The organism is Macrococcus sp. GL_134 (genome assembly GCF_057834705.1).
Window position 1 is genome coordinate 1,413,981 of record NZ_CM174409.1, and the last position, 20,199, is coordinate 1,434,179.

The following is a 20,199-nucleotide window of genomic DNA, read 5'->3' on the forward strand; positions in this document are numbered from 1 at the left end:
ACAAAACAAACGGAGGCTCATTGAGCCTCCGTTTGTTGATTACTTATAATAATTCTTTTGCAGCACGGTATTCAAGTCCCTGGTCTTTAGCGACAGCTTCAAACGTCACATAACCATTCAATGTATTGATACCTTTGTACAATGCGGCATTCTGCTTCACTGCTTCCACATAGCCTTTGTTTGCGATTTGCAGTGCATAAGGAATTGTGGCATTGTTAAGTGCCATAGTCGATGTTCTCGGAACTGCACCCGGCATATTAGCGACTGCATAGTGAACAACATCATGCTTCACGTAAGTCGGATCATCGTGAGTCGTAATGCGGTCAGTTGTTTCGAATATACCGCCCTGGTCAATCGCGATGTCGATGACAACAGAACCTGGATTCATTCCTTTGACCACTTCTTCAGAGACGAGTTTAGGCGCTTTTGCTCCTGGAATCAATACAGCACCGATGACAAGATCGCTGCCCTTGACACTTTCGTCAATGTTGAAAGGTGTAGACATCAAAGTCTGAACTGTATTTCCAAATAAATCATCCAACTGCTGTAATCTAATAGGGTTCAAGTCAAGAATCGTCACTTCAGCCCCAAGCCCTACAGCCATTTTTGCAGCGTTTGTTCCGGCTTGACCGCCGCCGATAATAGTGACCTTACCTTTTTGAACGCCAGGTACACCTGCTAACAGGATGCCCTTACCGCCGTTAGTTCTTTGCAGATACTGTGCACCGATCTGAGTCGCCATACGTCCGGCCACTTCACTCATAGGAGATAATAAGGGAAGGAAGCCGTCATCCAACTGGACTGTTTCATAGGCAATTCCGACAACTTTGTTATCCAGCAATGCTTTTGTCAATTCTGGTTCTGGTGCAAGATGAAGATATGTAAAGAGAATCAGCCCTTCTTTGAAGAAGCCGTACTCAGATGATAGCGGTTCTTTAACTTTCATAACCATCTCTGCATCCCATGCCTCTTTCGCTGTTGCTACAATTTTGCCCCCTGCTTCGACATAATCTTCATCAGTGAAAAATGACCCCGTGCCGGCAGCTGTTTCCACAACAACTTCATGACCACTTTCAACTAATGAATAAACGCCCGCCGGAGTCAATGCGACACGGTTCTCATTATTCTTAATTTCTTTAGGTACACCAATTTTCATGTTCTTCTGCCTCCTATAATATGCTTCACATCAATAGTAACACCAAACGCTGAAAACGCAATCATTTTTAAACTAATTTCTGCAAAATAGGGTATAATAAAAGTGTAGTAAAGAATGATTCGGGAGGGATATTTATGTTGCAGTACAAAAATATTTTGATTGCAGTCGATGGATCAAGTGAAGCAGAATGGGCGTTCAACAAAGCCGTCGAAGTTGCCAAGCGAAATGACGCAAAGCTGTCTATCATCAATGTCATCGACACAAGAAGTTATGCGAGTGTCGAAGCTTATGACCGTTCAATCTCTGAACGTGCGGCAAGCTTTAGTCATTCTCTACTTGAAGGCTATAAAAATGCTGCACTGGAACGCGGCGTGACGAATGTCGACACATTCACTGAGTACGGTTCGCCTAAAACGATTATTCCAAAGAAGATTGCGAAGAAATTAGAAGTTGATCTCATCATGTGCGGCTCAACAGGATTAAATGCCGTTGAACGGTTTATTATCGGTTCTGTTTCAGAAGCCATCGTCAGACATGCAGATTGTGACGTGCTGGTTGTCAGAACTGAAACACTACCTGAAAACTTCGCACCAGAAATCGCAACAGATGAATTTATGCAAGGTGCTAATGCCTAGCATAAAAATAAACGAGACTCAAATGAGTCTCGTTTATTTTGGTTAAGCTAATTGTCCAAATTCCATGACGTCACGTGCAATCATGACTTCTTCATCAGTTGGAATGACCATGACTTTGACTGGTGAATGAGGATAGTTGATGAACGCTTCTTCACCGCGCAGGCCTGTATTGAGTCTTGGATCCCAGTAAACTCCCATGAATTCAAGCCCTTCTAATACTTTCGCTCTGACAATATCAGAGTTCTCACCGACACCTGCAGTAAAGATAATTGCATCTAAACCATGCATCCGTGTCGCATATGACCCCATATATTTATGGATACGACCCGCAAAAACTTCTAAAGCGAGTTTCGCTCTTTCGTCGCCTTCTTGTGCGCCCTGCTCGATATCACGAAGGTCACTTGAAGAACCTGAAATACCTAACAGTCCTGACTCTTTGTTCAGTACGTCCAGCACTTCTTCTGCAGTCTTTCCTGTTTTCTCCATAATATATGGAATCAGCGCCGGGTCAAGGTTACCAGAGCGTGTTCCCATCGTGACACCTGCAAGCGGTGTGAAGCCCATAGATGTATCGACAGATTGACCACCGTCAATCGCCGCAATAGAGGCACCGTTCCCAATATGACAAGAAATGACACGAAGCTGTTCAATCGGACGTTCCAGCAATGCTGCAGCGCGCTGTGATACATATTTATGACTCGTTCCGTGGAAGCCGTATTTACGGATTCCGAAGTCTTTGTAATATTGGTATGGCAAGCTGTAAAGATATGATTCCTCAGGCATTGTCTGATGGAATGAAGTATCGAATACAGCGATGTGCGGAATATTCGGAAGCATTTTTCTGAATGCCTGAATTCCCATTAAATTGGCTGGATTATGAAGGGGTGCAAGATCAATCAATGATTCAATCTTCTGCTCTACTTCGTCAGTGACAAGTGCAGACGTCGGGAATAACTCACCACCGTGAACAACGCGGTGTCCTGTACCATCAAGGTCGTTAATATCATTGATGATGTGATGTTTCTTCATTTCGTCAAGCATCATATTGACCGCCTGCTCATGGTTTTTAATGTCAAGCACTTGTGTGACTTTCTCACCATTGACTGAAATCGTGAACACTGAGTCTTTCATTCCGATTCTTTCAACAAGTCCTTTAGTGACAACTTTTTCTTCAGGCATTTCAAACAATTGAAATTTCAAAGATGAACTGCCAGCATTAATCGCTATAATTTTTTTCATGATTATCCTCCTCGGAAGTTCTACTCTAATATTAAATCATTAATACAGAAGATTATCAATCATTATAACAGCTGCTTTTACTTTCGGTTGGCTTTAAACCATTCATTGAATTCGTTCAGGAAAGATTTCATTTGATATTCGTCTTTGAAATCAGGAATATTCGCTAACAATACTTCTACCGGCGGTATTTTTTTATCGCCTTTTCGTTCCAGAATCAACAATGACTTGCGGGTCGATTCTGTTTTGAACAAGCTGTGCGGGAAGTTAAGAAATGCCTGCATCGTTGTTTCTGTTGCAATAAATTTTTGAAGCTGTTCTACATTATCATGTTCAAATAATTGACTCGGTACGACTAAAAATGCAAGTCCTCCAGGTTTCAAAGCACTGACTGCCTGCTCAATCAGCAGATGATGAGAGAAACTGTGTCCTTCTTTAAATCCGAGTTTCATTTCATGGCTTCTGTCATCCACCGGATAATAACCGACCGGCAGATCACCGATGACGATATCAACGTTATTAACGGCAAGCGGCATAATCGCATCCTGAGGATAGACGTTGAATGGAATTTCAAGGAAGTTCGATAGATGGATGCTTAGTCGTGAGAGAATGGGATCGACTTCAACTAAGTGATGCGTGAAATTTTTGTCGGGATTCTGCTCATGTACAGTAGCCGACAAATGCCCTGTACCACTTGTGATATCAAGAATATCCGCGTCTGTCATGTCTGCCATAAACATCCGGACGATGTAGCTGACGAGATAACCGATACTGTCCGGTGTCATCTGGTGGTTAGGTTGTATCATTTCCTCCTTCAGCATGCTTAAATAAGCAAACTGGAAAGCTTTACGTCGTTCGACAGTCGTGCTTTGCTCGAGCAGTGTTCGATCATTCATATAAATATCTTCCATACTTAATCCTAGATTTTCAATAAAGCTGTGGCCATTTTCCAGCTGTAATGCTTTTGCCTTTTGATCAAGTGTCTCAAACAGTTTTTCAATCATATATGCGATTTCCTTTCAAATAAAAACTGCCCTGATCAGGGCAGCAAGATTAAATTGATTTGACAGCTTCAAGTGCTTTGTCATAAGCAGGATGATTTGTACCTTCTGATACGATTTCTGTGTAAACCACTTTGTTATCCGTATCAAGGACAAATACAGAACGTGCTAATAATCTCAGCTCTTCCATCACTACTCCGTATGCAGAACCGAATGATAAGTCTTTGTGGTCACTTAATGTGACAACATTATCAAGACCACTTGCTGCACACCATCTTTTCTGAGCAAACGGCAGGTCCACTGAAATAGTAATAACGACGACGTTATCAAGTTCAGCTGCTTCTTCATTGAAACGTCTTGTCTGCTGGTCACATACGCCTGTATCAAGAGAAGGGACGACATTGATTAATTTCTTCTTACCTTCATAATCAGTTAACGTGCGAACCGTTAAGTCATTTGCCAACACTGAAAAATCGGGTGCTGCTGTTCCAGCTGTTACTTGTTCACCAAGTAAAGTAACGGGTGAATCTTTAAAAGTGATTTGAGTCATTACATGTTCCTCCTGAAATATTAGTCGTCTTTAATTTAACATGAAATCAACTTAAAGCGAACTATTTTGACTGACAGACGGTTGATGAGTCAATCGGTCACGTAGACGCTCCTGCTGTTCTTTGACGACAATCGTGTCACTCAGCATATCGTGGATACTCTGCTTGCTCGGATTGAACAGCACGACTAAATAAAGCAGATTTAAGAAGAAGTTGCTGATATATCTGCCGAACACTTCTCTGACTACTACTCTGAAAAACGACAAAGAGCTATGGTGATATGACACCACTTTTAATCCCATTATCATTTTTCCGAGTGTCGCTCTGAAAAACCATGTCATCAAGACGAAGTAAAGGAAATAGACTAATGCGCCTGCAATATTTGCTGGTGAAAATATCGGTGCAAACATATAATCATCGGTTACATTGAACAGCGAAAACAATGGGTCGATCACAATCTGCTTAAGGCACCAAATCATCAGCACATCGATCAGATAAGCAATCAATCGGGGACCGAATCCGGCATGCGTGCTGTAGATAATGTCCTGTTCATAGCCATCAAGATTCATCTTCATCACCTACTCCCCGTACAAATACATCGGCGTGATGCCTTGACGATTTGCAATCAGTTCTTTGACCGCAGCGACATCATTCTGACCGGTCAGCTTAGATACCCATGTTTCAGCTGCGAATGGATTATTACCAAAAATAGAGTCCTGCTGATCGAATTCAATGACTTCTGCTTGATCTGCGTCCAGTTCTTTCTTCAATGCTTTCAGCGCATCTTCTTCCAGTCCGAGTTCATCAACCAGCCCGTTATTTTTAGCTTGAAGACCTGAGTAGACGCGGCCGTCTGCTAATTTCTTGACTTCAGATGTCGACATCCCTCTACCGTCAGCAATCACTTGGACAAACTGATTGTAACTTTCATCGACCAATGACTGAAGAATTCTGCGTTCAGAATCATCCATTTCCTTAGTCGGACTCATAATATCTTTATGCGCTCCGCTTTTGATTGTATTGAATTTAACGCCGTATTTATCCGCTAGTTCTTTGTAGTTCATGGACTGCATGATGACGCCAAGAGAGCCTGTCATCGTTTCTCGTGATGCGTAAATTTTGTCAGCCGGTGCAGAAATATAGTAACCGCCTGATGCTGCGGTATTTTTCATCGTGACATAGATTTTTTTATTTTTTGCTTTGATTTCTTTCAGTTTGTCATATATTTCAGCACTTTCGTATACGCCGCCTCCCGGTGAATTGACTACAAGCATGATGCCTTTGATGGAAGAATCATCTTTGATTTCTTCAAGTTCCTGCATCATGACTTGGTGATTATATGAACCGTCTGAAAACAACGACGGTGAACCTGTATCCTGTATCACCCCATTGACTTCAATCCGGGCAATCTTGTTATAGGCATCGGTGCCTGAGAGCGTTGTTTCCTGTAATGTATCACTATCGTTTAATCCTTTAAGTTCTTGAGACATGGTTGATGTAAAACTGCTCGTGAATAATGACGATGCCACAGCTAAAACGAACAGTGCTGCAGCAGTAAGCAGTGCAATGAGCCGTTTATTCATTTAATCATCCTTTCAAATGGTTTTAATTACATTTATAATAATAACAGAAACACTATTGTTATCATAACCATTAGGAGGTATTTTCCATGGCTGTTAGAAATAAGTTTTATTTCTTTACTTCTCGTGATCCACAAGTGATTGCTCACAAAGATAAAATAGCGGCATTAGCTATTGAGCATGGATTCGAAGTGGTTGAAGATCCAGCACAGGCGGACATTATTGCTTCAATCGGTGGGGACGGTGCGTTTTTACAAGCTGTCCGGAAAACGAATTTCCGCCAGGATGCCATCTATGTTGGAATCGCTACAAGCGATCAGAAATATCTATACTGTGATTTTCATATTGATGATACGACGAATCTGCGTCTGGCAGTCAAAAATGAAACGACTGAAGTGAGACGCTATCCCGTACTAGAAGTGAATTTGAACAACGAAATGACGTATTACTGTCTGAATGATTTCTTCATTAAATCCTCCATCATCAAATCGATGACAATGGATGTGTCCATTGATGATACCCATCTTGAAACTTTCAGGGGTGACGGACTGCTGATTTCTACACCAACAGGATCTACAGGTTATAACAAATCGCTGGGTGGTGCGATTGTTGATCCTATGATGAGAAGTATGCAGATGACAGAAATTGCCTCATTAAATAACAACAACTTCCGAACGGTCGGCGGCCCGATTGTGATGGGCGATAATCGTGTACTGACGCTCAGCCTTGATCAATCAGGCAACTTCTATCCCATCATGGGGCTGGATAACGAAGCACTATCTGTTCAGCATACCGATTTTGTAACCATTAAAATAAGTGACAAAATGATCAAGACATTAAAAGTAAAAGAAAATTCTTTCTGGCACAAAGTCAGACGCAACTTCCTATAATCATAAAAGCGGCGCTCAAAATATTGAGCGCCGCTTTACATCTATTAATTAGTTCAAAAAATGCGTAACGATATAATCCCATGCATTCTTACCGATCAATAACACTGTCACGATGATGAACAGCAGCTTAACATAGGCAACCCCTTTTTTCAGGGCAAACTGACTGCCGACATAACTTCCTGCTATCATCGCAATCCCCATGATGAGACCAACCGTATAATCCACCTTCCCCATGTACATAAAGAGAAAGAGCGCACCAATATTAGATGCGAAGTTAAGAAACTTGGCGTTACCTGCAGCTCTTAGAAAATCAAAGCCGACAAACAGCAGGGCGAACAATAAGAAACTCCCCGTGCCGCCGCCGATAAAACCATCATAAAAACCGATTAAGACTAGAATCATACAAAAGAAAAACATTCTGACGGGTGACAATTTCTTATACGTCGTAACGCTCCCCCAGTCCTTTTTGACGAGCGTGTAAATCAGAACGACTGACAGCATGATGATAATCATTGGTTTCAGCAGTTCGGGCGGCAGCACTGTCGCTGTCACTGCCCCTATGATCGACGCTGCAAATGACAGCGGAAAGAGCTTGCCCACGACGTTAAAATCTACCTTCCCGGATCGTATGAAAGAGATCGTCGAAGTCAGTGAACCGAACGAACTTGCGAGCTTATTAGTACCGAGTGCTGTAGCAGGCTGCATCCCGACAGCGAGCAATGCGGGCGTTGAAATCAGTCCGCCTCCTCCGACAACCGCATCGATAAATGCTGCTAGAAATCCAAAGAAGATAATTATTAATAACATCTGAACATCCACAAGTTATCCCTCACAAACTTTAATATTACTTACATAGTCACATGGAGTCCTGCTCATCAAATATTTCACTGTTCTCAGCATTGAAAGCCGTTCTTAAACGATCCGCATAGTTAGTAAAGGCACCGTCTATCCCTGCATCGATCAAGCGTTTCATATCTTCCGGTTTGTTGAGCGTATACGGAAAGACAAGAAATCCAAGGCGATGCAGCCGCTCAATCAACGGCTGATCCAGATCTTTGATACTCGGGCCGACCGCATAGACGAAATCATTGATCTGCTTCAAGTCTTCATCCGTCATATGACGCAGCACTTCTTTTTTTGCCAGCAAGAGCAGCGGCATCAATGGAACAAGGTTATGGACTTTGATCAGACTCTCCATACTGAATGACTGAATAACAGTCTGTTTATTGTGAAGCCGTTCAGGTGTCAGCAGCCCATGGGTATCAAGAATGTCAACTAAGCGTCCTTCCATACCCGGATAGACTTCCGGAGCTTTCGTCTCAATATAATAGTTGACGGCTCCATAACGGCCGATGATTTCATCTAATGTTGGAATCGTCTGCCCTGTATAGAATTCACGCTGCAGTTCAGGGAATTTTTTGTTATACCAGCTGCCGACGTCGATCTTCTTGATCTCTGCCAGCGTCATCTCTTTAATGACGCCCGGCAGTCCAGCAGTCCGTTCGACAGTCTCATCATGCATAATAATGATTTCTCCGTCAAGTGTCATCTGAACGTCCAGTTCAATATAATCAGCACGCATATCAAAGTGACTCATATCAAATGACGAAAAGGTATGTTCGGGTGCATATCCTGATGCACCTCTATGGGCAATAACTACGTTTTTAGTCAGCATCGAACGTCCTCCTTATAATAGGCTGTTAAATACAGAACTCTTTTGCTCTTTTGTAATGGTCATTACTTCTATGCTGCTCACTGCCTCTGCAATCAATGGTTCAAAGTCAAAGTAGCTTTCAAACTTTTCAATTTTATCTAGACGTGGATTAGTCTTTGGATTTTTAGGGGTGAATATCGTACAGCAGTCTTCAAACGGCTGTATCGATGTTTCAAATGTTCCGATTTCCTTCGCTTTGACGATGATATCTTCTTTGTCGAGCGTCAACAATGGACGGAGTATAGGCATCGATGTCACCGCATTGATGGCATACATGCTGCCAAGTGTCTGGCTTGCGACTTGTCCCATATTCTCACCATTGACAATAGCTTTAGCATCGATTTGATGTGCGACCTGCTCTGCAATTTTCAGCATCATCCGCCGTGTTGATGTCATCGTCATATTTTCAGGAATGACTTTGTGGATAGTCTTTTGGATATCAGTGAACGGCACAAGATGCAGTTTTATGACACCTGTTGTTTCAGCCATAATCCGTGTTAAATCAATGACTTTTTGTTTAGCCTCTTCACTGGTGAACGGTGGAGAATGAAAATGGATGGCTTCTATTGTCACACCGCGCTTCATCACTTCGATACCCGCAACAGGTGAATCGATTCCGCCCGACAGCATCAGCAATGTTTTGCCGCCCGTTCCGACAGGGAGTCCCCCTGCCCCTTTTATAACGCGGGAATAAATATAGACGCCTTCTTTTCTGACTTCTACATGGACCGTATGATCAGGTTTCTTCACCTGGACTGTCAAATGCTCAGTATTTTTCAATATTTCTCCGCCGAGCATACTCTGCAGCTCGAATGTATCATGCGGGAACTGCTTATCTGAACGTTTGACATCGACTTTGAACGTTGCATCTCTGTGGTCAATTTCTTGTGCTGCTCCGACAGCAGCTGCTGTCATTGCATCAATGTTCTGCGACGTACGAACGACCGGACTAAGCGATTGAATACCGAAGACTTTGGATACCCGTTTCATGACTTCTTCAATATCAATGTCATCTTCAAGATCGATGAACATTCTGTCACGTTCAGCTGTCACATGATACCCAGTAAGGGGAATCAGCGCATATTTTACATTTCCTTTCAGCTGACTGATGAAATGATGACGATTTCCTGTTTTCAGTGTCAGTTCACCGTAGCGCACTAATACTCTGTTATATTTCATTTGTCTAATAACTCCTCTACTTCACTATATATTTCTTTGAATGCATCTTTAAATGCATCTAATTCTTCCACTGTATTATTTTTTGAGAATGAGACTCTGACACTTCCGGTAATGGCCGCTTCCGGTACATGAAGTGCAGTCAACGTCTCATTCAACTTGGCGCGTTTTGAAGAACAGGCGCTGGTAGTTGATATCATAATGTCTCGTTGACTGAAGGCATTCACGACAACTTCCCCTTTGATTCCGACAAATGAGAAATTGACGATATGCGGTGCACCATTTGGATGAGAATTCAGCCGGATCCCCGGGAATTGTTTAACAAAATTTTCGACGTCCTGCTTGAACTGATACAATCTTGCCCGCTGCATTTCCATCTCTTCCATCGTCATGCGCATTGCCTTGCTTAAAGTGACATTGCCCGCTATATTGGATGTTCCAGAGCGGAATCCATATTCCTGTCCACCACCATATACTGTCTTTACTAAATTTCTCAATTGGTTGATGACGAGCAGTCCTTGTCCTTTAAGACCGTTAAACTTGTGACCGCTCAAGCTGAAACTGTCAACACCGTTAATGACGAGTGGTACTTTGCCGAATGACTGGACGCAGTCGACATGAAAATGGACTTTCGGATAACTTTTCAGCAGTTCTGCAATCTCTGCAATCGGCAGTACGCACCCCATGACATTATTGACGTGCATGATTGAAACAACCACAACATCAGACGATAGAAGCTCTTCGAAATGTTCCATATCTAATGTGCCGTCTTCTTTGAATGACACATATTTGACAGTAAAGCCTTCCTGCTCAAGACCACGAATGGTTTCCAGTACAGATGGATGTTCAAGCTTTGTTGTAATAATCGTCTGACCGAAAGCCTTCTTCGCTCTTGCCATACCTGTCAGTGCGATATTATTCGATTCAGTAGCACCACTCGTAAAGATAATACTCTGTTGATCCAGCTTCAGAATATGTTTGATCTGACGACGCGCTTCTTCCAGCAGCTGCTGCGTTTCAAGACCTTTTTTGTGTGGACTTGCGGCATTGTAATAAAATTCCTCATTGATCGCGTTAAACGTCGACAGAACCGCCGCATCAGGCTTAGTCGTCGCACAGTTATCGAAATAAATCATACGTCACCTCATTTAATATTGTAATACTATATCACAAAATAACAATTATCGGGCTCATTCGTTCTTTTTACCAGCTGCATTGAACATTTAAAAATTCGAATGGCAATGAATAGCCATCCGAATTTTTAAATGTTCTTATGATGTTCAGCTAGTTCATTTGATGGATGCGCTGTTCAATTCTATCAGCTGCACCTGGTTCCACACGTTCGATAGCTGCCTCAGCAATTTCTACAGCACGTTTGTAGCGGTTATTACTGAACAGTCGTTCTGCTTCATTCAGATCTTTGTTGATATCAGAGCGGTCTTTACGGTATCGGTTACCATACTGAATCAATGCTTCTGCATATCTGGCATGCTCAAGAACATCGACCGCTTCCTGTTCAAATGTATTCATCGTCACAAGCACTTTGTTCACCTTGTCTCTCACATACTCAACATTCATCGGTCTTTTATTGAAGAGACTGTGGACATCACGTGTTTCAACATCAATTTCATTCTTCATGATAATGAAGCGTTCAGGGACACTCGATAAGTTCGATGCCAGTAACCGTCTGAAGACTTCTTCTTTTCGGCTCTGTATTTTAAGCGTATGCTGCTGTGCTTCCCGTTCGTATTCACGCAGCGCCGTTAAGTGATGCTGAATTTTTTCCTGGTCTTCATTAACAACAGCTACATGGTCCTTAATATACTCTAAATTATCTTCCACTTCAGAATAGCGGACAGCAGATTTTGCCATTTCATTGAGAATTTCATCATAAATACCGATCAGACTCTGTATTTCATTATCATACTGTCTGACCTTCTGAATATCTTCTTCATTAATATGATAATTTTCTTTGACGTATTCAATCTCTGTACGCAGCGTATAGTTCATATCTTTCGCATAGAACAATTCGTCAGTAATGATCTCACGTGATTTTTCGACATTATTTTTCGCCTTCACTTCAATTTCAACGAGCTCCAGCATGTCATCAAGTGACGTATTGATCTCAGCGATGATTTCTTCTGCCTCATCCAGCTGCAGACGGGCAATCAACGGCTCAACGAGATTCAACTTACCCTTTAATGTTTGAAGATTGCTGTCTACTTTAATGTGATCCAGATTATACCCTTCTACTTTTAAGTCACGACAACCATAGCGTACATCCTGGAACTGACCCGGAAGCTCTTTTTGAACATCGCGGATCAATAACGGAATTTCATCCATATCTTCTTTCAGGCAGGTCATCTGTTCGTGCAGCTCGGAAATATGATGATGTGCCGTATCATAGTTCCCTTCGTTCGCATACTGAACATATTCTTCGATCCTCGGCGCAAATAATTCGATATTATCTTCAAGCGGTTTGGCAGCTTCCCCGTACTGATGGCGGTTAGCAAGCACGTCACGTTTCGCTTCGCGGTAGATGGTCCGGCATTCTTCATATTTGATCTGATCGGACTTTGCACCATTGACATAGCTGGTAATATCGCCTGCTAATTGATGGTACTTCTTGTCTATTTGATCAAGTATTTGATGACTTTCACTTACTTTTTCCTGACTCTGTGCAAATTTGAATTTATCGAGCGCTTCGTCCGCGTCATTGAGCATCAACTCTACGGCTTTAATATCTTCATTAAGAACAGTCTGCCAGTCACGTTTCCATTTTTCAAAGCGCATATTTGCTTCACCTTTAACAGTGAGCTGTTTCACTTTCACCAGTTCATCCTGAAATGGCAGCGCCTTTACTTCTTCTTTTCGTACTTCAACTTGCTCAAGAGCAACGCGTTTTTGATTACGTCTGTAAAATAAAATACCAACAGCGATGAGCAGAAGTACAACAACCAGCACGATGATATATAATGTCATAAATATTTTCCCTCCAACCTACTACGCATATTATAACTTAAAAAAGAGTGGTAAAAAACATTTTCTTGTGAAAAATATATCAAATGATTAAAATAGGACTATCCATATACAGAAGAGGTGTTTCAATATGTTTCAACCAGGTCAGTTCAAAAGTTACGAAGAGCTCCATACAGCACTTGATCATCTGCTCGGCGGAGAAGATGATGTCATCAGTCATCTGGCGAATGCCAGCAGTCTGCTCAATTATTTTCTGGACGATGTGAACTGGGTAGGCTTCTACACGATGAAAAATGGTCAGCTGCAGCTGGGACCATTCCAAGGCCTGCCTGCCTGTGTCACTATCCCTGTTGGACGCGGCGTCTGCGGCACTGCTGTCAGCGAAGACAAGGTGATGCGTATTGCTGATGTTCATGCGTTCCCGGGGCATATCGCCTGTGATGCCAATTCAAAGTCAGAGATTGTCATCCCTGTACATGTGAATGCCCAAGTATTCGGTGTCCTTGATATCGACGCACCGATTACTGATAGATTTACTGCTGAAGATGAAAAAGGACTGCTGGAATTCACACGGATCCTTGAAAAGCATCTTGCAGCAGCACAGTGAGTCATAGAAAAAAGTCATGACCGCTATTTTGAATATATCGGTCATGACTTCTTTAATCTGCTAAATTGATCTTCATCTTGACATCTACAATTATCCTTTATATAATAGACGAATGTGAATAAACGAGAGTAGCAGATAAATATTAAGACGCTCTATGGTGTCCCCATCGTTGGCGTGCTGTGTAACCAAAGCTAACAGGCGAAGGCACGGAAAGACACTATATCGGCTCGAGCATTTATCATATTTTTGTTTTTCGCGAAAAAAACAAAAGGAGGAGTCAAACTTATGGCTCGATTTACAGGTTCAACTTGGAAAAAATCTCGTCGTTTAGGTATTTCTTTAAGCGGCACTGGTAAGGAACTCGAAAGACGCCCTTACGCACCAGGACAACACGGTCCTAACCAACGCAAAAAATTATCAGAGTATGGTCTACAATTACAAGAGAAACAAAAACTACGTTACATGTATGGTATTAACGAACGTCAATTCCGTACCATCTTTGACCGCGCTGCAAAAATGAAAGGTATTCACGGTGCGAACTTCATGGCACTTTTAGCGTCTCGTTTAGATGCTGTTGTTTACCAATTAGGATTAGCTCGTACGCGTCGTCAAGCACGTCAGTTAGTTAACCACGGTCACATCTTAGTAGATGGCAAACGTGTAGATATCCCTTCTTACACATTAAAAGCTGGTCAAGTGATTTCAGTTCGTGAAAAATCACAAAAATTAGATATCATCGCTGAATCAGTTGAATTATCTAATCATGTACCTGACTACTTAACATTCAACGCTGATGCTTTAGAAGGTACATTCGTACGTACACCAGAACGTTCTGAATTATCTGCTGAAATCAATGAACAGTTAATCGTTGAGTACTACTCAAGATAACAGTAATTCCTCCGGAACGATTCCGGAGGTTTTTTTGTTTTTAAGCAGTTCATTACAGTTATAAAGGAGACCGTTATGAAACATACATTTACTGGACACGCGCAATTTACAGGTGGATATGAAGCAGCTGGACAATTGACGACTTCAAACATGGACACTAAAATATCTATCCCCAGGGCTATGGGCGGCTCTGAAATCGGGACGAATCCTGACGAACTACTGCTCGGTGCAGCAACCACATGCTTCATCATTACGTTGTCGGTCATGTTCAAGCGCAATGAGTTGTCGCTGGAAGATTTGACTGTTCAATCCAAAGCGATAGTAGATGTGACTAATGGGGTGTTCACTTATGAAGCGATACACTATGATGTCACGATTAAGACGAAAGAACAACAAGACAAACATGCTTTAATGACACGTTTCGTTCACAAATCAGAGGAGAATTGTATGATCACCCGCGCACTGTCTGGTAACGTTGCAGTGAGCATTGATAAAATTACGATTAATACTGTTGATTCATAGAGAAAATCGTCAGAACTATGACAAAGGGCATCAAAAGCTCAGCATAGAAACAGGTGCGGGAACATCAATCGTTCCCGCACCTGTTTAATAGATTGCTATTTCAAATACTTATCTACCGCATCAGCTACTTGCTGAACATGCGTCCCAATAATGACTTGAGCGTTTTTACGTCCTGTCTTGATGACGCCGGCTGATCCCGCACGTTTCAATGTCTGCTCGTCAACTAAGCTGTTATCCTTCAGTTCAAAGCGGAGACGTGTTGCACAGTTGGTCATGTTCTCGACATTGTCAGCACCACCGACGCCTTGAATAACGCGCTCGGCAAGTTTATCATATTTATGAGTTCTGCCGGTTGTTGTATCATCAGCTGCTCCGACTTCCTTACCTTCACTTAATGCCATTGCTGCAATTTCCTCATCACTTTCACGTCCTGGCGTTTTAATATCAAGTGCCTTGATAGCGAAGCGGAAAATAGCATAGTACAGGAAGAAATAAACAACACCTAATAATAGAAGCATCAATGGTTCATTTGCATTAGGATTTTTCAGCGATAGGAAATAGTCAATGAACCCCGCACTGAAACCAAATCCTGCTGTCCAGTGGAATGTCGCCGCTATGAACATGGACAGTCCTGTTAATATGGCGTGAATCAAATACAGAGCTGGAGCTACAAACATAAATACGAACTCAACAGGTTCAGTCACACCTGTCAGGAATGCAGAGACTGCCCCTGCCAGGAAGATACCTGCCACCGCTTTTTTGCGGGCAGTTTTTGCCGAATGGTACATCGCAAGAGCAGCCCCCGGCATACCGAACATCATCACCGGAAAGAATCCGGCCTGATACATCCCTGTAACCCCTTTGACGGCATCTTTACTTTGGAACTTACCAATATCGTTGATTCCAGCAACATCAAACCAGAATACAGCGTTCAATGCATGATGCAATCCAGTAGGAATCAATAGACGGTTGAAAAATCCGAATAAACCTGCCCCTACTGCACCAAGTCCAAGCATCCATTCGCCGAAGCTGATCAATGCACCGAATACAAGCGGCCAGACAAACAGTAAAATGATTGATAGCAGCATTGCAAAAAATGCTACGAGAATCGGCACCAGTCTTCTGCCACTGAAGAATGCAAGTGCTGCAGGCAATTCTGTCTGGTGGAATTTGTTGAATGTCCAGGCAGCAATCAAACCAATAATAATTCCAACGAACACATTATCGATTTTTGCGAATCCTCTATCAACCTCTTCAGGTTTAATGCCAAGCAAGTTGGCAACAGAGTCACTCGCGAGAACGTTTGTCACAACAAGAAATCCGACAACTGCAGCCAGCGCGACAGCGCCGTCTCTTGATTTACTCATCCCAAGTGCTACACCGATTGCGAATAGTATACCAAGATGGTCAAGAATTGCTGAACCTGACTTGATGAAAAATGCTGCTGCTGCATTATTGGCACCCCATCCTGTCGGATCAATCCAGTAGCCGATTCCCATCAGTAATGCTGCTGCCGGTAACACAGCAACGGGAAGCATCAAACTACGGCCGAGCCGTTGTAAAAATGAAAACATTAAGAAAACTCCCTTCTTATTTTTAGTTAGATTATATCAACTACGATCAGAAAATCATATAGACTATTGATCAACAGAAGCGAAATATCATCCATCGTTTTAATATCGCTGTTAACCGTCATTAACTTAAGACTTGGTTCTGACGGTAAGCACTCGCCTTCAAATAGTCTGCTACGTTTTTAATATCCTTATGGAACTGCCGGTCTTCAGTAATTGCTGGGACAATTGTCCGGTATTCATCAAACTTGGCTCTCGTTTTGGGTGACAGCTTATCTATCCCCTTCAGCTCAACAGCCTGCAGTGCAATAATACATTCAATCGCAAGAACATTTCTCGTATTCTCAAGCATCATATAGCCATGGCGTGAAGCGATAGTGCCCATCGATACATGATCCTCCTGATTCGCTGATGACGGTATGGAGTCTACACTTGCTGGATGGGCAAGTGTCTTGTTCTCTGACACAAGGCTTGCTGCTGCATACTGCATGATCATTGCCCCGCTCTGCAGACCAGGTTCAGGACTCAAGAAGGCAGGCAGATCACCATTCAACTGTGGATTCACCAATCGCTCGATTCTCCGCTCAGATACATTCGCAAGTTCACTAATACCAAGTTTCAGAAAATCAAGCGCAAATGCAACAGGCTGACCATGGAAGTTCCCGCCGGATATGACCAATGTCTCATCTTTATCAAATATCAGCGGATTATCATTAGCTGCGTTCATCTCTTTTTCAAGCACTTCTTTGACGTAGTGGAATACTTGAAAACTAGCGCCGTGAATTTGTGGAATACAGCGCAGTGAATAAGCATCCTGCACACGTACTTCCCCTTGACTTGTAGTCAGCTGCGAACCGTCAAGCCAGTCCATCATGCGCGCTGCAACAGCAGTCTGTTCATCAAAATTGCGGACGATGTGAACGTTCTCATTATAGGCATCTGTAATCCCATTCAACGCTTGATGTGTCAGAGCAGCAATCCACTCTGCCTGATAAGCCACATGCTCAGCTTCGATATAATTGATGACCCCTTGTGCAGTCATCGCCTGTGTCCCGTTGATCAAGGCAAGGCCTTCCTTTGCCTGCAGCTTCAGCGGATCGCGCTTCAACTGTTCCAGTACTTCGGCACTGTCCATTTCTGTTCCATTGTAGAAGACCCTGCCTTCACCGATTAATGCAATAGCTAAATGTGAAAGAGGCGCAAGGTCTCCTGATGCTCCTAGTGACCCTTGACACGGTATAACCGGAATAATGCGTTCATTGATGAAAAAGGTAAGCTGTGCCACAAGATCCGTTGTGACACCAGAATGACCTTTTAACATCGTATTCAGCCTTAAAATCATCATGACAAGTGCGACATCCTCAGCAAACGGGGTCCCGACCCCGCAGGCATGAGAGCGGATCAAATTGACTTGAAGCTGATTATACTGAGTTTCATCTATCAATACATCACTGAACAATCCGAATCCAGTCGTAATGCCATATATCGTCTGACGATTTTCAATAATACTTTCGACGATGTTCCGACTCTCTCTGACACGCTCCATGGCATCATCAGAAATTTCTACAGACCCCTTTTCTGCAAGAAATTGGCGAATTTGTTCAATCGTCAACCCTGTTCCTGTTAATAATAGATTCATGTTTAATAATCCCCTTTGTCTAAAGATAATTACAGTGTAGATTATACGTTCAAACATGCCATTTAACAACAAAGAAAACGCTTTCTTTAGCTTGGTATCGTGGTAGTGAATTAATCTTGTATTCGCTTAAATTGATGTCTGTTTATAAAAATCAGCATTGTTTATATAATAAAAATTATTAATCAATATGATTCTAATTGATGTATGCATATATTTATGAAGACAGTATTGTAATTGATATATAGTCATGTTATAGTTAGACTATCAAATTATAGCTATTTGACTAAAAAATAAATATGAATTAATCAGTTATTGTTCTATAATTAATATAATAATTCATAGTTAAGGGTGATTATATTGAGATGCCTAGAAAACTTGTTCAGTGGCAAACTTACGACATACCAGATAGCAACTGCTACAGGTATTGATATAGAAACTATAACTAACCTGGAATCAGGCGTTACCTCTCTAGAAAACATTGACCAGGAAATTTATAATATACTGCTCGACCTTGAGACCAATCTTTTTACATCTGAAAATGATCAAGAAAGCAAAAAAAATGAGACAAGTGCATAGCACTTGTCTTTTTTATTGATACATACTTTTCAGCTGCTGAATTGATAAAGCAATCAGTTCTTTTAGCACGTCCTCATTGATATCATCCACTTCTCTTATATAAAGGCAGGACTTTCCTTTTCTGAAATTACCAAGACCTTTCAGCTGCTTTGTGGTTAAATTGTTACTGCTGGCGAGATACAAATTGATCTTTGTCTTCTTAAGAGCAAATGCTACAAGCGGTGCATCGCCCTCAAACTTGTTATCTATCATATAATGATACTTTCCAAAGCCAATCATCGATGGTCCCCACATTTTCGGCTCAAATCCAGATGTCTGTTCAAAAATTTGGAGCAAACGGTATACATCATTCTTCCTGGTCACATCTGTAATTTGAGAGATGAAATGATCCACATCTGTAGGTCTCGGCTGATTCATCACATCACTCATCCATTTTCTCCTTTTTAATGAATTATACTCTATATTCAGAATATTTAATATATCCTATTGTATTTTATCATCAGAAAGTGAAAACTATCCACTTTTTCTCTTGGGCTATGTTTAATCAATCAAAAAAAAGGTATTAACACAATAAAGATATATATTAAATACAAAGGGGTGGGCTCGATGCCAACTATATTATTAAAAGCATCTCATCCGACTTCATATGTTAACGACATAAAATTCCGATTGATAGATGAACAAGAAAAATACAACTGTTTGAATTCATATAGAGACCAGTCAAAGGCAGTCGCTAAAAAAACAAATAGACCGCATGTCACAAAGCTGGAATTCATTTATCCGGATGAGTATACAGAAACCATTGTTATGAAAGCAGAATAGTAGAAGCACCGGTAAAATTTTACCGGTGCTTTCATTTATTATGTCAGTTGATTTAAATCATGACTTAACTGATTCATTCTTTGTTCAAGTTCTACAGTAATTTTATCGATTGCTTCACTCTTTTTATAATCAGCTAAGTAGCTCATCGGATTGATCGGTTCACCAAATTTAATGAATGTTTTTGTGCCGGGTTTGAACAACTCTTTAAATGTAGTGACACCTTGATAACTTGCCGGTACAATAGGTGCTTTGCCGAGCACTGCGATAGTAGCTGCCCCGCGTTTCACTGGTGCTCCGGCCTGTCTTGAACCTGCCGGAAACATGCCGATAGTCTTTCCTTGATTCAATAGTTTCACCGGAATTTTCAATGTAGATGGCCCCGGATTCTCCCGGTTCACTGGAAATGCATTTGTATTGGTAAAAAACCATGTCAAAAATTTATTTTTGAACAATTCCTGTTTCGCCATATAATGAATTTCATTTGGATAGACAGCCATCGCTAGTATGACAATTTCAACCATGCTGGTATGTGTACATGTCACCACGTACCGAGAATCTTTCGGCAAATAGTCTTTATCAATCACCTTTACTTTTCTGAACAATATTTTTATGACAATATATAATATTGTAGCAATTGGTTTATACATCGAGTCACCTCA

General features: G+C 41.8%; 21 protein-coding genes. 6 read left to right on the forward strand and 15 right to left on the reverse strand.

Features of this window, described 5'->3' with window-relative positions; all coding sequences use genetic code 11:
* Positions 1-43: 43 nt before the first annotated feature.
* Complete coding sequence (gene ald, locus AC3IPL_RS07280) at positions 44-1,156, reverse strand: alanine dehydrogenase (protein ID WP_489240224.1); 1,113 nt, start codon at positions 1,154-1,156, stop codon at positions 44-46.
* A gap of 134 nt (positions 1,157-1,290) precedes the next feature.
* On the opposite strand from ald, the gene AC3IPL_RS07285 reads away from it, so the two are divergent.
* Positions 1,291-1,791: a universal stress protein gene (locus AC3IPL_RS07285; RefSeq protein WP_489240226.1), complete on the forward strand. Its 501-nt coding sequence runs from the start codon at positions 1,291-1,293 to the stop codon at positions 1,789-1,791.
* Positions 1,792-1,833: 42 nt separating this feature from the next.
* Here AC3IPL_RS07285 and AC3IPL_RS07290 read toward each other — a convergent pair whose 3' ends face one another.
* The 5 genes from AC3IPL_RS07290 to sppA form a co-directional block, all read right to left on the reverse strand.
* Positions 1,834-3,030 (reverse strand): acetate kinase, encoded by a 1,197-nt coding sequence (locus AC3IPL_RS07290; RefSeq protein WP_489240228.1) that lies wholly within the window; start codon positions 3,028-3,030, stop codon positions 1,834-1,836.
* A gap of 77 nt (positions 3,031-3,107) precedes the next feature.
* Positions 3,108-4,031, reverse strand: coding sequence for a class I SAM-dependent methyltransferase (locus AC3IPL_RS07295; protein WP_489240230.1), 924 nt, complete (start codon positions 4,029-4,031; stop codon positions 3,108-3,110).
* Positions 4,032-4,080: 49 nt separating this feature from the next.
* Positions 4,081-4,578, reverse strand: a complete 498-nt coding sequence (gene tpx / locus AC3IPL_RS07300) for a thiol peroxidase (protein WP_489240232.1) — start codon at positions 4,576-4,578, stop codon at positions 4,081-4,083.
* 51 nt (positions 4,579-4,629) lie between these two features.
* On the reverse strand, positions 4,630-5,151 hold the full coding sequence (locus tag AC3IPL_RS07305) for an RDD family protein (RefSeq protein ID WP_489240234.1): 522 nt from the start codon (positions 5,149-5,151) through the stop codon (positions 4,630-4,632).
* Positions 5,152-5,154: 3 nt separating this feature from the next.
* Positions 5,155-6,159 (reverse strand): signal peptide peptidase SppA, encoded by a 1,005-nt coding sequence (gene sppA, locus AC3IPL_RS07310; protein WP_489240236.1) that lies wholly within the window; start codon positions 6,157-6,159, stop codon positions 5,155-5,157.
* A gap of 86 nt (positions 6,160-6,245) precedes the next feature.
* On the opposite strand from sppA, the gene AC3IPL_RS07315 reads away from it, so the two are divergent.
* Entirely contained in the window at positions 6,246-7,046 is an 801-nt protein-coding gene (locus AC3IPL_RS07315) for an NAD kinase (protein WP_489240238.1), read from the forward strand.
* Between the two features lie 48 nt (positions 7,047-7,094).
* On the opposite strand, the gene AC3IPL_RS07320 is transcribed toward AC3IPL_RS07315, so the two are convergent.
* The 5 genes from AC3IPL_RS07320 to ezrA form a co-directional block, all read right to left on the reverse strand.
* Positions 7,095-7,853 carry a TSUP family transporter gene (locus tag AC3IPL_RS07320; protein WP_489240240.1) on the reverse strand — a complete coding sequence of 253 codons (759 nt, stop codon included), beginning with the start codon at positions 7,851-7,853 and terminating at the stop codon, positions 7,095-7,097.
* A gap of 49 nt (positions 7,854-7,902) precedes the next feature.
* Complete coding sequence (locus tag AC3IPL_RS07325; RefSeq protein ID WP_489240242.1) at positions 7,903-8,721, reverse strand: glycerophosphodiester phosphodiesterase; 819 nt, start codon at positions 8,719-8,721, stop codon at positions 7,903-7,905.
* A 12-nt stretch (positions 8,722-8,733) separates the two neighbouring features.
* Complete coding sequence (gene thiI, locus AC3IPL_RS07330) at positions 8,734-9,939, reverse strand: tRNA uracil 4-sulfurtransferase ThiI (RefSeq protein WP_489240244.1); 1,206 nt, start codon at positions 9,937-9,939, stop codon at positions 8,734-8,736.
* Positions 9,936-11,072: a cysteine desulfurase family protein gene (locus AC3IPL_RS07335; protein ID WP_489240246.1), complete on the reverse strand. Its 1,137-nt coding sequence runs from the start codon at positions 11,070-11,072 to the stop codon at positions 9,936-9,938. Before AC3IPL_RS07335 ends, thiI begins: the two co-directional genes overlap by 4 nt.
* Before the next feature lie 148 nt (positions 11,073-11,220).
* Entirely contained in the window at positions 11,221-12,918 is a 1,698-nt protein-coding gene (gene ezrA / locus AC3IPL_RS07340) for a septation ring formation regulator EzrA (RefSeq protein WP_489240248.1), read from the reverse strand.
* 127 nt (positions 12,919-13,045) lie between these two features.
* Here ezrA and AC3IPL_RS07345 point away from each other — a divergent pair, with 127 nt between their 5' ends.
* The 3 genes from AC3IPL_RS07345 (at position 13,046) to AC3IPL_RS07355 (ending at position 14,932) form a co-directional block, all read left to right on the forward strand.
* Positions 13,046-13,522: a GAF domain-containing protein gene (locus tag AC3IPL_RS07345; RefSeq protein ID WP_489240250.1), complete on the forward strand. Its 477-nt coding sequence runs from the start codon at positions 13,046-13,048 to the stop codon at positions 13,520-13,522.
* Positions 13,523-13,807: 285 nt separating this feature from the next.
* Positions 13,808-14,410, forward strand: coding sequence for a 30S ribosomal protein S4 (gene rpsD / locus AC3IPL_RS07350; RefSeq protein ID WP_489240252.1), 603 nt, complete (start codon positions 13,808-13,810; stop codon positions 14,408-14,410).
* A gap of 75 nt (positions 14,411-14,485) precedes the next feature.
* The gene (locus tag AC3IPL_RS07355; protein WP_489240254.1) at positions 14,486-14,932 is read left to right on the forward strand and encodes an OsmC family protein; all 447 of its coding nucleotides are present in this window, start codon (positions 14,486-14,488) and stop codon (positions 14,930-14,932) included.
* A 95-nt stretch (positions 14,933-15,027) separates the two neighbouring features.
* Here AC3IPL_RS07355 and nagE read toward each other — a convergent pair whose 3' ends face one another.
* From nagE to AC3IPL_RS07370, 3 genes are all read right to left on the reverse strand, one after another.
* On the reverse strand, positions 15,028-16,506 hold the full coding sequence (gene nagE, locus AC3IPL_RS07360; protein WP_489240256.1) for an N-acetylglucosamine-specific PTS transporter subunit IIBC: 1,479 nt from the start codon (positions 16,504-16,506) through the stop codon (positions 15,028-15,030).
* Positions 16,507-16,627: 121 nt separating this feature from the next.
* Complete coding sequence (gene hutH, locus AC3IPL_RS07365; RefSeq protein WP_489240258.1) at positions 16,628-18,142, reverse strand: histidine ammonia-lyase; 1,515 nt, start codon at positions 18,140-18,142, stop codon at positions 16,628-16,630.
* 588 nt (positions 18,143-18,730) lie between these two features.
* Positions 18,731-19,147 (reverse strand): DUF1801 domain-containing protein, encoded by a 417-nt coding sequence (locus tag AC3IPL_RS07370; RefSeq protein WP_489240260.1) that lies wholly within the window; start codon positions 19,145-19,147, stop codon positions 18,731-18,733.
* A 177-nt stretch (positions 19,148-19,324) separates the two neighbouring features.
* On the opposite strand from AC3IPL_RS07370, the gene AC3IPL_RS07375 reads away from it, so the two are divergent.
* Entirely contained in the window at positions 19,325-19,540 is a 216-nt protein-coding gene (locus AC3IPL_RS07375; protein WP_489240262.1) for a hypothetical protein, read from the forward strand.
* Between the two features lie 38 nt (positions 19,541-19,578).
* Here the strand turns inward: AC3IPL_RS07375 and AC3IPL_RS07380 are convergent, their stop codons facing one another.
* Positions 19,579-20,187 carry a lysophospholipid acyltransferase family protein gene (locus AC3IPL_RS07380; protein ID WP_489240264.1) on the reverse strand — a complete coding sequence of 203 codons (609 nt, stop codon included), beginning with the start codon at positions 20,185-20,187 and terminating at the stop codon, positions 19,579-19,581.
* Positions 20,188-20,199: the final 12 nt, after the last annotated feature.